The following is an 11,800-nucleotide window of genomic DNA, read 5'->3' on the forward strand; positions in this document are numbered from 1 at the left end:
ACAGCCTTAAAGGCTGTTTTTTAGTTTACAATGCTATAAACCTATTCTTGAAAAGACCAGGCTACAATACGGCTTGATTTATTGCCGGTTCCCATTGGGATGGTTTTTAATTCTTTAACTTCAGCTTTTCTAAGCTGCTTATAAATACGTTTTAAATTGTCTTGCTTAGAGACTAAAGTAGTAAACCATTTACACTGTGTGCCTCTGGTTTTACTCTGCTTAATCATTATTTTAATAAATTCTGCCTCACCACCTTCTGTAATTAATTCGTTGCTTATGCCTGCAAAATTTAGTTCGGGTTTTGAGTTTTTAGCACCAGTAAGATTTTTTGTTTTTCTACGGGTTCCTCGTAATGCCTCTTCTTGAGATGCGTGAAAGGGAGGGTTGCACATTGTAAAGTCAATAATATCATCAGGATTTAGAATACCATTAAAAATACTATCTGCATTTTTTTGTAGGCGCAATTCGATTTTCCCTTTTAATGAATTGTTAGCTTCTATAATTTTTTCTGCGGAAGCTATAGAGTTTGCATCAATATCTGTAGCAATAAAACTCCAGTCATATTCAGTGACACCCAGAATAGGATAAATTAAACTCGCTCCCGTTCCTATATCCAGTCCCTTAATTTGATTTCCTTTTTGAAGTTCGCCTGTATCTTCACTTAATAAATCTGCGATAGCATGTAGATAATCTGCTCGTCCTGGTATAGGCGGACACAGATTAGCATCAGGGAAATCCCAGCTTTTAATTCCGTAGTAATGCTTAAGTAAAGCCTGATTGAGTAGTTTCACGGCTTCAGCACTTGCAAAATCAATAGATTCTGTACCGTACTTATTGGGTTTTATATGTTTTCCTAATTCGGGAACCACGTTTACTAAAGCTTTTAAATCATACGGTTCACGATTGCGATTGCGTACGTGCAACGTAGATTTTAAAGGCGTTTTTTTAGATCTAGACATACATAATTAGTTAAAGTGGCTTAGGTGCGAAGATACTCATACTTGTGGCTTTTAAGTGACTAATAAAAAAGGACGTTGCAATTATTCGATTTTTACTGAATATTCAATAGATAATTCTAACTTCTAGTAGAATCGTTTATATTTAAATAGTTAAAAATCAAATATATGCAAGCGGTTACTATTGACGAAGTTATTATTCAACTTGATCAAATTATTTTAAGTGAAAAAGAAAACAATAGCTGTCTGGTCTTTTTTCCGATTTTGTATAATGCGGTTACTAAACGCATTAAAAGAGGTATTGTGAATAACGAATTTGATGACAATGCCCGAATGGAAAAACTAGATGTCATTTTTGCGAACCGGTATATCAATGCTTATCATGCATTTAAAGAAAAACAACCACTCACGCAAAGTTGGGACTTTGCTTTTAAAACTTCCGAAGCCATGGTGATGCAGCACTTGCTGCTGGGTATTAATGCGCATATTAACCTTGATCTGGGCATTGCCGCTGCCCTAACTACCGGCGATAATCAACTGGGGGATTTTGAAACCGATTTTAATAAAATAAATGCCATTCTGGCCAGTATGATTGCTGATGTAAAAGAGCGCATCGGTAAAGTTTCTCCATTATTTAAGCTGCTCGGCCTGGTGGGGAAGGGCAAAGAGGACAAGCTGGTTTCTTTTAGCATTAACATTGCCCGCGATGGTGCCTGGCTGTTTGCTAATGAATATGCTGCTGCTGTAAATAAAGAAGTAGCAATTAAAAAACGTGATGAGGTAATCGCTGCTTTAGCTTATAAAATTGTAAATCCAAAAAGTAAGTTAGTACAGGTTATTGCAGAGGTAGTTCGCATTTTTGAAGTTAAGGATGTACAGAAAGTCGCTTCTATTTTAGAAGAAGGGATTTAACGGTTAACTTTTATCTTAAAATTGATTTACTCAAGAAGTTTAGTGAGTTCTTGAGCATTTGTAAATGAAAGAACAAGTATCGCGGTAAGAACTAAAATTTTTTTCATCATTTCTGAAAAGTTTTTGTAGCTGACTTTGAGTTAAAAAAAGTACTAAATCTTGATTTTAGAAGTTCTTTATAATTTTTCAAGATTACTTTTCTTCAATCAGGTCTTTTAATATAAAAAGAGCATCTACCTGGCGTAATTGCCCTTTCTCGGTAGTAGAATTTCCGTATAGATTATACAATACAAACCCGTACGAACGAAGCAAACTTAGAATTTCATCAAATTGAGGCTGGCCTTGATAGCTTGGCATTATACTTATCTCTGTATAAATCATTTTGATTCGTTTTTGAGATAAGGTTTTTGAAGCGCCCTGAAATACTTTAAACTCGCCTCCCTGAACATCCATCTTTAAAATGTCTAGTGTTTTGATGGCGTTAGCTTTTACATAATCATCTAACGTAATTGTTTCTATGCTAATTTTTTCACGGGTATCAAAAAGGCCCTCTGACCATGTACTTTTAGCATTAGGGTCTGAATCTAATAAAGAGTTAGTTTGCGCAAAGGAGTTGCTGTTAAACAATACTTTACCACTTTTGTTACTTAATGCTTTGTTTACTAAACTAATATTAGCATCACCTGTCGTATTAACTTTTAGCTGCTCAAACGATTCTTTAAAAGGCTCAAAACTATGTATAGCTGCGTTAGGAAATAAGGATCTGTAAAAACCCGTAACTTCGCCTACATAAGCTCCCACATCAAAAATTATAATCTCTTCTTCCGGATTTTCTAATAAATTATATTGTGTCAAAAATGGATTTTGATCGCTGTAATTTTTAGTTTCAGTCTTAATAATTTTTAAACCGAAGCGTCTAAAAAGTTTTTTAACCAGTCTTTTGATATGTATCACAATGCTTTTTTAAATGTATTTTAAATAAAAATCACATCACTTTCTGAGCAAGCAAACGCTGTACTGCATACACATCTATACTTTTATTAAATCGTTTAGAAACCGATGGAACATCTTCACTAGAAATCCAGATTTTTAACTCTGCATCAAGGTCAAAGGTACCTGCCGTTTCAAGTGAGAAGCGTGATATGTTTTTATAAGGAAGCGATTTATATTCCATTTTACTGCCGGTTAAACCTTGTACATCTATAAGAATTAATCGCTTGTTTGTAAACATAAATACATCACGAAAAAGTTTAAAACCCAGTTCTACCGTTTCAGTTTCTATAAGTAAACGGCTGTATTTTTGAGTTAATTCTTCTGAAGAAACTTCGCTGGCGTTGCCCAGTATATTGTTAAATAATCCCATTGTGTTTTAGTTTAAAAAGTGTGTATTTTAATTGAACGTCTCTTGCTCGAGACGTTCTCTGTAAATCTAGCAATTAGGGCTTTAGTTTTTTAGAAGGATTTCATAAAACTAAAAAACCGCAGTCTCCTTTTAAGAAACCACGGTTTTTTTTACTGGGTTATTTGCTTCTTATTTTGAGTAAGCTCCTGATGAATACGTTAATTCATAACTGTGCGTGTATATCTCAAATACAACCCCAAACGGATCTTCTACATAACACATTTTAAAGGGTTTATCTTCGGGGTAATACTCCCGAATAGGCATCCGTTGCTTTCCGCCGTAAAAAACTATCTTCTCTATTAATTCTTCAATATTAGGATCCTGAACACAGAAGTGAAAAAGACCTGTATTAAACGGGTTAAATTCTGGAGCTTCTTTTACGCCGTTAGGAAATGAGAACAATTCAATACCTACCCCGTCTGAAGTTGCTAAATGAGCGATTTCAAAGGTTTCCCAATCATCACCAAATACATCTATACACATCTGGCCAATCGCGGTTTCCTTTTCTTTCTTCACTTCAGAAGGTTCCATAATCACATACCATCCCATCACTTCTGAGTAAAATTTTACGGCTTTATGAATATCAGGAACGGTAATACCTACGTGTGAAAAAGCTTTCGGATAATTTTTAGTAGTCGTCATAACCTTAATTTAGACTACAAAATTAGCCTATATTTGCCTAGAAGGCAATAACTTACCTAAAAGTAGCATAGTTACCAAAATGAGTGAATTGCTGAAAAACAATTGATTAAGATTCTAAATGAGTACAGATAATTATTGTCCGCTTCATTACACAATGAATTTGATAGGTAGTAAGTGGAAACCGCTAGTGTTGTTTCATTTGCTTAAAGGCCCATTACGTTCAGGAATTTTACAAAAGAAAGTACCCGAAATATCTAATAAAATGTTTACCCAAACGGTACGCGAATTAGAAAAAGACGGGTTGATTACTCGTGAAGTGTTTCCTGTAGTTCCGCCAAAGGTAGAATATGCGTTGAGTGCTCGAGGTAAATCGTTAGAAACTATTTTAAAGGCTTTAGATCAATGGGGATTAGATGCCACAAAAGCGTAGGATATGTTTTAAGAAACTGAAAAATGCTTCATTAGCTACTTCTGCGTTTTACAATTTTTAAGATACGACCGTAGCTTATTTCCGCTAAATTCCATTCGTACCCCTCAAAGTTAGTCGTATTGTTAAACTGAATAATTACGGTGTCTATTTCCTCGTGATATTTAGCAATACTTTGATAACCTGGAAGTAACCCGGTGTGCTCATATTTATAAATAGTCGAGTATATTTCCTGCTCCCCTTCATTAAATACAGAACCATCATTTAAGGCTTTTATAAACGTACCTACATCTACTGCAGTTGCGATCATTAAACCTGTTTCTTCAGTTTTTAAATCTTCTTCAATGCCAACATAATACCCACTCATAAGGTTGGCAATGTCAATATCTTTCAATAATCACTTTACACCATTCCGTAAACCGCATAAAAAAAGCGACAATTCTCTATGAATTGTCGCTTTAGTTTCTTGGTATTCGATAACAGATTTAATTCGCGTAGGCGTGTTTATAGGGTTCGCCTTTTAAAATCTTCAGCATATCTGCTTCGAGACTTTCTATAGGGTATTCTACAATACGCCCCAGTTCTTTACCGTCTTTACTAAAGATTAGCGTAGGTACACGTATGATATCTTTACCGGCTTCCAAACCTTGTGGAGTAGTCTTTGAACGGTCTACAGTGATGAGTTCGATATCTTTTGTTTTACCGGCAGCATCGAGAATTTTGTAAAAACGAGGCGTCTCACGCTTGCTGTCCCCACACCAGGTTCCCATAAAAACAGTGATTTCAACATCTTTTAGAAGCGGTTTTAGCTCTTCAAGCAAACCGCTGTCTACAGTATAGTCGCCATATTCGGGGTTAAACCAACTTCCAAATGTTCCTGCCTGCAACTGGGTACGTTGTGTTTTGCCAGTTAGCATTTCGGGTTGTTGAGGTGCTTCAGGTACTTCCGGCACTTGTGGTGCTTCTGCAGCTACGGGTGTTTCCGCTTGCGCAACCACACTGCTTTTAGATTTACAACTTACTACAGCTGCGCACACAAGTGCGAGGCTTAAATATTTTAATGTTCTCATAGTTTGTATCATTAACTAACCAGACTTTCCTGATCCATAACTTCTGGCTTTTGTATGCCCATCATATCTAAAATGGTAGGAGCGACGTTGCCTAGAATTCCGTTTTTAACTTCTTTAATGTCATTGTCTACCACGATAATAGGCACCGGGTTTGTGGTGTGTGCGGTGTTTGGCGATCCGTCTTCGTTTGCCATGGTCTCACAGTTACCGTGATCTGCAATCACAATACTGCTGTAGCCGTGCTTCATGCCGGTTTCAACTACAGCTTTAGCACAAGCGTCAACGGTTTCTACCGCTTTGATTGCGGCCTCTAAAATACCGGTGTGACCCACCATATCTGGGTTTGCAAAATTTAAACACACAAAATCCACCTCCTCTTTTTTAAGTTCGGCAACAATTTTGTCACGTACTTCATAAGCACTCATTTCGGGCTGTAAATCGTAAGTCGCAACATCTGGAGATTTTGCGATTAAACGGGTTTCGCCTTCAAAAGGTTGTTCTCTTCCGCCGGAAAAGAAAAAAGTTACGTGTGGGTATTTTTCGGTTTCTGCAATACGTATTTGCTTTTTGCCCGCTTTAGCAACGACTTCTCCGAGGGTATTTTCGAGATTGTCTTTGTCAAAAATTACGTGAATGTTTTTAAACGTCTGGTCGTAATTTGTCATCGTTACATAATACAGATCGAGCTTATGGGTATTTTGCTCGTGAAAATCTTCCTGCGAAAGCATACGGGTTAACTCGCGACCTCTATCGGTACGGTAATTAAAGAAAATGACAACATCACCATCTTTAATTTGGGTTACAGGATTGCCGTTTTCGGTTACTACAATAGGTTCTAAAAATTCATCTGTAGTCCCATCTTTGTAGCTTTCTTTAATCGCTGCTACAGGATCATTGGTTTTTGCACCAATGCTGTGTACGGTCACATCATAGGCTTTTTTAACGCGCTCCCAGCGGGTATCACGGTCCATGGCAAAATACCTACCGGTAATGGTGGCCAGTTTAGCACCGTTCTCGTTAGCATAGGTGTTGAGTTCTTCTATAAAACCGGCGCCACTCTGTGGGTCTACATCGCGACCGTCTGTAAACGCGTGAATGTACACTTCATTAATGCCTACTTCGTGAGCAGCCTTAATTAAGCCTTTTGCGTGGTCTATATGTGCGTGCACGCCACCGTCTGAAACCAGACCGAGTAAATGCACGGGTTTGTTGTGTTCTTTAGCATACGCAAACGCATCTTTAAGTTCGGGTTGCTCGCGTAATTTATTTTCTCTGAGTGATTTATTAATCTTAGCAAAATCCTGATACACAATGCGACCGGCACCCAGATTCATATGGCCTACTTCACTATTTCCCATCTGGCCGTCTGGTAAACCTACATTGCCACCGTGAGTAAGCAGCTGCGCGTGTGGGTATTTTTTGTATAACGAATCTATAAAGGGTGTGTTTGCAAGATCTACTGCAGAAACATTTTTATTAGGTGCAAATCCCCAACCATCGAGGATCATTAATATAACTTTCTTGTTCATGATTATTGAGTTGTTCTACAAAGATAAGGACTAAACCAACTAATGGCTAAAACTTTAAACAGCAATCACGATAGCGATTGAGTAGCTCATTTTAATGCGGCTCTTTTTTTTCATTGCCCAAAAAAGCACCAAAAAGTCTAGGCTTGAGAAAAGATCTCTAAAGTTTAAAAGACCTTTTCTATATGTCGGTTTTGCTACTAATGAAACTCTTAGTCTTCTAGGGTGTTCTGTTCATTTTCTTTGCTTCTCCAAAGAAAACGAACCAAAAGAAAAGAGCCTCTCGCTTAGGAATTTTTTGCCTCTCGGGCAAAAACCGCTTTTTCAGCTCCGCGTCGCTATGGCTCCTGTCTTTCGGAGCTGCCTGCAGCTATTCTGAACCGAGAGATTGATAATTAAATACCTTAAGAAGCAAGGTTTCGTAGAATATTTTAAGCTGTTCTTCTTTGCATCATCCAAGAAGAACTTTACTTAATTAGAACGATACTTCTCAATAGCTGCCTGTATTTTTTCAATGCGATTTTCAGGATCGGGGTGTGAGCTTTGAAACTCAGGAATACGTTGCCCGCCGCTGGCTTCTTTTAAAATTTTCATCACTTCAATTAAAGCTTCAGGGTTGTAGCCTGCTTCAATCATAAACTTAACGCCCAGTTCATCGCTCTCAAGTTCGTCACCACGCCCATTTTTAAGCAGTAATGTTTGTCCTATTTGGGAGGCAAGCATCCCGGCATCTGCACCCACTTGAGCCCCGGTAGCAACGGTGTTTGCGAGTTCGCTTTGTGCAATACGCTCTGCAGAATGACGGCCTACCACGTGACCTATCTCGTGGCCTAAAACACCTGCGAGTTGATCTTCGGTATCTAACCGCTCCATTAGGGCGTAGGTTATAAATACCTGACCGCCGGGTAAAGCAAACGCATTTACCGTGTTGGGATCGCGCAACAGATGAAATTCATACTGATACGGCGTTTCCCGTGCAATAGTATTATCTACGAGCTTTTTTCCCACCATATCTACAAAATCCTGCAGTTGCTGGTCTGGGTGTAAACCGCCGTGCTGTTCTGCCATTATAGGCGCATTTTGTAAACCTATGGCAATCTCCTCATCTGTAGAAAGATTAATCGCCTGTGTACGCCCTGTGTACGGGTTTTCTTCCTGGCTGCCACAGTATCTAATTAAACCAAAGGCGACGATACCTACGCCTAAAAGTATTTTGAGAGATCTTCCTCCTAGTTTCATAATATGCTGGTTGTTGATGGGTTAGGTTAAATTTAGCTCAAAAGTTTTGGGTTGATGTCTAAAATATTTTCGGTTCGGTATTTTTCTATAAATGCCGAATTAAAAGCTTCGCTGCCCAGTAATTTTTCCTGCTGAAGTACTTGAGCGATATCGAGTTCTTTATAAGCTTCGAGATATCCTTTTGAAAGCGGTGCGTAGCTAAAATGCCATGGCTCGTAGTTAAATCCTTTACGGCCATAATCATTAGTATAAACTTCATAAAAATCGAAAGATGCTGCGTGCTCATCTAGCCAGGCTTTCAGTTTACAAAAGGGACCGGTACCGTGAAATTTATCAGGGTCCAGAACATTGTTAGTTATTCCTGTACCCGCTTGAATAATATCAAGATCTGTTGCCCAGTGGTGGCGCGATGTTCCCGGGATGGTGCTGTACTCAATTATCTTTTCTATGGAAGCTTCTTTTGAAAGTCCGTTGCCGGTATAACTCTTGTACTTACGTTCCCAGATGCGGTTTTGATGTGCATAATCGCGGTAACTTGAAACAACCTGTATCCCAATTCCGTCTTTTTTAGCCGCTGCAGTAAGCTTATCAAAAGCAGCTGAAGCTTCAGGACGCAGGCGGTATCCATTTTTTTCAATAAGTTTCGGGTTTCCTTTACCTATGAGTTCGGGTTCAGGAAGTAATATACCTGCTTCTATAAACTGCGGAAATAAGCCTATTGCTGCTGCACTGAGTACTGTGGTTTGTATAAAATTGCGTCGTTTCATTACAGCGTTTTATAAAGTAGGTAGTGCGTGCCTACAGGTTCAATTTCAAAAGAATCTCCATCTACGATAAAATCATTCCGCAGGTAAAAATTTAAAGCTTTTATACGCGCATTACACCATAGCACATCTATACCTAATGTCCTTAATTTTTGCTCACCTGCCTTAATAAGTAGCGCTCCCAGATTTTTACCCTGACAGGTAGCTAATACCCCCATACCGCGCAGTTGATATTGGCTTCCTGTAAATTGAGGTTTAGCGGCATTCATAAAACTAGCAACACCTATTAAACTAGCTTGATCAAACAAGCCCAGATGAAAGGTGTCTTTGTGATCATCACCTTCCATAGCACAGGTCTCTAAAGGTCTGCCTGTTCTTAAAACCGGGTGACGTACCGCCCAGGTCTCGCGGGCAGTGATCTCCTTGACTAGATAATTTGACACATTCTGGTATTTAATTAGTTTGCTCTAACATCTGCATACTCTGGATGCTCGTCAAATTTTACTTCAGCAAAGGGGCACAGGGGCTCAATTTTAATTTTTTTTGAGCGCGCGTATTCTACAACTTCTGCCATTAATTTACTGGCGTAACCCTGTCCTTCAAATCCAAGTTTAGTTTCAGTGTGATCTACGATTATAGTATGTTCATCTTTAATGGTATAGGTAAGTTCTGAAATTTTACCTTGTTCTCCTTCTATTAAAAAAACACCTCTGGTGCTATTTTCCCTGTGTTGAATTGATGAATCCATTATTTTTGTGTTTTCGTCTAAATTAGAAAATAATGAGCAAACTTAATATCCGTAGATTGTATAAGGAAGACATTAACACCTTTTTACCACTCATACAGGAGTTAATGGGTTACCGGGCAGATGATGCTACTTTAACGTCTCGTTTTACAGAAATGTTTGAGCACCGCTATGAGTGCCACGGGGTATATGTAGATGAAAATCTTGCCGGTGTTTTTGGGTTGTGGTTTGCTACTCGTCACTATTGTGGTAAAACCTGTGAGCAGGATCACGTGTATTTAAAGCCCGAATACCGCAGCATGGGACTGGGAAAACAAATCTTCAAATGGATTTTTGATTATGCTAAAGAAAAAGGATGCACTACAGCAGAATTAAACAGTTATGTAGAAAATTACCCAAGCCATAAATTTTACCTCAACGAGAATTATGTCATTAAGGGGTATCACTTTTTAAAACAGCTCGACTAGCGTAAACTAACCGAAGTTTAAAATAGAGCCGGTTTCTAGCTCGTAAGGTTTTTTACCTGCTTCAAATATGCGTGCACTTAATGAGCCTTTGAGCGTGTTAGTTTTCCCGTTTACAGCTATCCAGCTACCTTCACGTAAACCCACTACCGGGATGGTGTTAAAGTGATGAAACTCTGCAATTCGGGTTTCACGGGTTTCTCCCATATGCTCAATACCTTCAATAGGATCTAAATAATGTGGATTTATATTAAAAGGAACAGCACCTATAGTCTTAAAGCTTGGAGGATAAATAATAGGCATGTCATTTGTGGTTTGCATGGAAACCCCGGCAATATTAGTTCCTGCACTGGTGCCTAAATAGGGTAAGCCTTCAAATATCCGCTCGCGTAAAGTCGCCATAAGATCATTTTTATAAAGTTGGTCTACCAGTAAAAAAGTGTTACCACCACCGGTAAAAACGGCTTCTGCCTTTTGTAATGCTGCTCTAGGATCGTTAAACTCGTGTAGACCTACAACTTCAATATCTAAGTTGTCAAAAGCTTCACGCGCTTTATCGGTATAGCTGTCGTGCGTGATGCCTCCGGGTCTTGCATAAGGTATAAATATAAGGCGCTCAGCATCTTTAAAGTGATTATTTAACTCTGGTAATAAATAATCAAGATAGGAGCCACCAAAAACAGTAGAGGTACTTGCAAGTAGTAAATTTTTCATTTGTGCAATTTTTAAAATCAAAGTTAAGTTTAATGGGCATTTAACAAAATTTTACAGCCTATTTCATTTTAAAATTAACTTTCTTGTCGTTACTTATTGGAGCAAAAAAACACCTTCTCGCTATGAAACTTTATACCCTACTTTTTCTTTTAATAATGAGCTCTACTGCAGCTATTTCTCAAAAAATAGCCCGTGTTATGGTAGCCGGACAGGTAATCGTACCTATGGGTGATGATCCCAGTGGTATTGTAATTTATAATAAAACCTCACTGCGGGGGACCATAACTTCACTTGAAGGAACCTTTGATCTGGCCGTAGCACAAAACGATGAGGTAGTTATACAATCTTTACAATTTGCACCTGTTACCGTTTTAGTTGATAAAGGCATTGTAAATAGCAAACAAATTAACATCACTTTGCGTGAGACAATTACTGTTTTAGATGAAATTGTAGTTACCCCTTATGACTTAACAGGAGATATTGTAGCAGATGTTAACCGCGTTCGGGTAATTGAGCCGGTACCCTTTACCGGAGATGATATACGTATTGAAGACAGCCAGTATGACCAGTATTCACCGGCAGAGAACGTAGCGCTAGACAATCAGCGATGGAGGTATGGTCTAAATTTTGTAAATATTTTTAAAGCTGTTTTTGACATTAATAAAAACGATGACGATATTCAAAAAAGTGCAGAAGATGAACTTGCACAGATGTACTCAAATCAGTTTTTTCAGGAAAACCTGAATATTAAAAAAGAGGCTATAGGCGCCTATATGGATTATGTTGCAGAGAATGGCCTTAGTAAAGAAATGCTTGAAAATGGTAATGAACTTAACCTTATTCAGTTTTTGATTGAAAAGCGAGATGATTTTGAAAAAGTTCAAAATGAGAAGAACTAATTGCCTCTGTGCAACAATCTTATCTTTGACACGTATTTTG

Annotated in this window: 16 protein-coding genes; 4 read left to right on the forward strand and 12 right to left on the reverse strand. The window is 38.3% G+C overall.

Features of this window, described 5'->3' with window-relative positions; translation table 11 throughout:
* Positions 1-41 precede the first annotated feature (41 nt).
* On the reverse strand, positions 42-959 hold the full coding sequence (gene rlmF / locus P164_RS17525; protein WP_028377621.1) for a 23S rRNA (adenine(1618)-N(6))-methyltransferase RlmF: 918 nt from the start codon (positions 957-959) through the stop codon (positions 42-44).
* 165 nt (positions 960-1,124) lie between these two features.
* Between rlmF and P164_RS17530 the strand changes: the two genes are divergently transcribed.
* Complete coding sequence (locus P164_RS17530) at positions 1,125-1,868, forward strand: DUF5995 family protein (protein ID WP_028377622.1); 744 nt, start codon at positions 1,125-1,127, stop codon at positions 1,866-1,868.
* Positions 1,869-2,060: 192 nt separating this feature from the next.
* Here the strand turns inward: P164_RS17530 and P164_RS17535 are convergent, their stop codons facing one another.
* The 3 genes from P164_RS17535 to P164_RS17545 form a co-directional block, all read right to left on the reverse strand.
* Entirely contained in the window at positions 2,061-2,822 is a 762-nt protein-coding gene (locus P164_RS17535; protein WP_028377623.1) for an FkbM family methyltransferase, read from the reverse strand.
* Between the two features lie 31 nt (positions 2,823-2,853).
* Positions 2,854-3,231, reverse strand: a complete 378-nt coding sequence (locus P164_RS17540) for a PH domain-containing protein (protein WP_028377624.1) — start codon at positions 3,229-3,231, stop codon at positions 2,854-2,856.
* A gap of 168 nt (positions 3,232-3,399) precedes the next feature.
* The gene (locus P164_RS17545; protein WP_028377625.1) at positions 3,400-3,912 is read right to left on the reverse strand and encodes a VOC family protein; all 513 of its coding nucleotides are present in this window, start codon (positions 3,910-3,912) and stop codon (positions 3,400-3,402) included.
* A gap of 118 nt (positions 3,913-4,030) precedes the next feature.
* On the opposite strand from P164_RS17545, the gene P164_RS17550 reads away from it, so the two are divergent.
* Entirely contained in the window at positions 4,031-4,342 is a 312-nt protein-coding gene (locus P164_RS17550; protein WP_028377626.1) for a winged helix-turn-helix transcriptional regulator, read from the forward strand.
* 31 nt (positions 4,343-4,373) lie between these two features.
* Here P164_RS17550 and P164_RS17555 read toward each other — a convergent pair whose 3' ends face one another.
* The 7 genes from P164_RS17555 to P164_RS17590 all read right to left on the reverse strand — a co-directional run bounded on the left by P164_RS17555 (position 4,374) and on the right by P164_RS17590 (position 9,686).
* The gene (locus P164_RS17555) at positions 4,374-4,733 is read right to left on the reverse strand and encodes a hypothetical protein (protein ID WP_028377627.1); all 360 of its coding nucleotides are present in this window, start codon (positions 4,731-4,733) and stop codon (positions 4,374-4,376) included.
* A gap of 91 nt (positions 4,734-4,824) precedes the next feature.
* Positions 4,825-5,409 carry a TlpA family protein disulfide reductase gene (locus tag P164_RS17560; protein WP_028377628.1) on the reverse strand — a complete coding sequence of 195 codons (585 nt, stop codon included), beginning with the start codon at positions 5,407-5,409 and terminating at the stop codon, positions 4,825-4,827.
* An 11-nt stretch (positions 5,410-5,420) separates the two neighbouring features.
* Complete coding sequence (gpmI, locus tag P164_RS17565) at positions 5,421-6,938, reverse strand: 2,3-bisphosphoglycerate-independent phosphoglycerate mutase (protein ID WP_028377629.1); 1,518 nt, start codon at positions 6,936-6,938, stop codon at positions 5,421-5,423.
* A gap of 468 nt (positions 6,939-7,406) precedes the next feature.
* A complete protein-coding gene (locus tag P164_RS17575) occupies positions 7,407-8,174 on the reverse strand; it encodes a M48 family metalloprotease (protein WP_028377631.1) in 768 nt (255 codons plus the stop codon).
* Between the two features lie 32 nt (positions 8,175-8,206).
* Positions 8,207-8,941, reverse strand: a complete 735-nt coding sequence (locus P164_RS17580; protein ID WP_028377632.1) for a M15 family metallopeptidase — start codon at positions 8,939-8,941, stop codon at positions 8,207-8,209.
* Positions 8,941-9,381 (reverse strand): GNAT family N-acetyltransferase, encoded by a 441-nt coding sequence (locus P164_RS17585; RefSeq protein ID WP_028377633.1) that lies wholly within the window; start codon positions 9,379-9,381, stop codon positions 8,941-8,943. The genes P164_RS17580 and P164_RS17585 overlap by 1 nt, the downstream gene beginning before the upstream one ends.
* 14 nt (positions 9,382-9,395) lie before the next feature.
* Positions 9,396-9,686 carry a GNAT family N-acetyltransferase gene (locus tag P164_RS17590; RefSeq protein ID WP_028377634.1) on the reverse strand — a complete coding sequence of 97 codons (291 nt, stop codon included), beginning with the start codon at positions 9,684-9,686 and terminating at the stop codon, positions 9,396-9,398.
* A 32-nt stretch (positions 9,687-9,718) separates the two neighbouring features.
* On the opposite strand from P164_RS17590, the gene P164_RS17595 reads away from it, so the two are divergent.
* Positions 9,719-10,150 (forward strand): GNAT family N-acetyltransferase, encoded by a 432-nt coding sequence (locus tag P164_RS17595; RefSeq protein WP_028377635.1) that lies wholly within the window; start codon positions 9,719-9,721, stop codon positions 10,148-10,150.
* Positions 10,151-10,156: 6 nt separating this feature from the next.
* On the opposite strand, the gene pepE is transcribed toward P164_RS17595, so the two are convergent.
* The gene (gene pepE / locus P164_RS17600; protein ID WP_028377636.1) at positions 10,157-10,861 is read right to left on the reverse strand and encodes a dipeptidase PepE; all 705 of its coding nucleotides are present in this window, start codon (positions 10,859-10,861) and stop codon (positions 10,157-10,159) included.
* A 122-nt stretch (positions 10,862-10,983) separates the two neighbouring features.
* Between pepE and P164_RS17605 the strand changes: the two genes are divergently transcribed.
* Positions 10,984-11,760 carry a hypothetical protein gene (locus tag P164_RS17605; RefSeq protein WP_125411795.1) on the forward strand — a complete coding sequence of 259 codons (777 nt, stop codon included), beginning with the start codon at positions 10,984-10,986 and terminating at the stop codon, positions 11,758-11,760.
* Positions 11,761-11,800: the final 40 nt, after the last annotated feature.

Origin of the sequence: Leeuwenhoekiella sp. MAR_2009_132 (genome assembly GCF_000687915.1) — a bacterium.
Taxonomy (GTDB): domain Bacteria; phylum Bacteroidota; class Bacteroidia; order Flavobacteriales; family Flavobacteriaceae; genus Leeuwenhoekiella.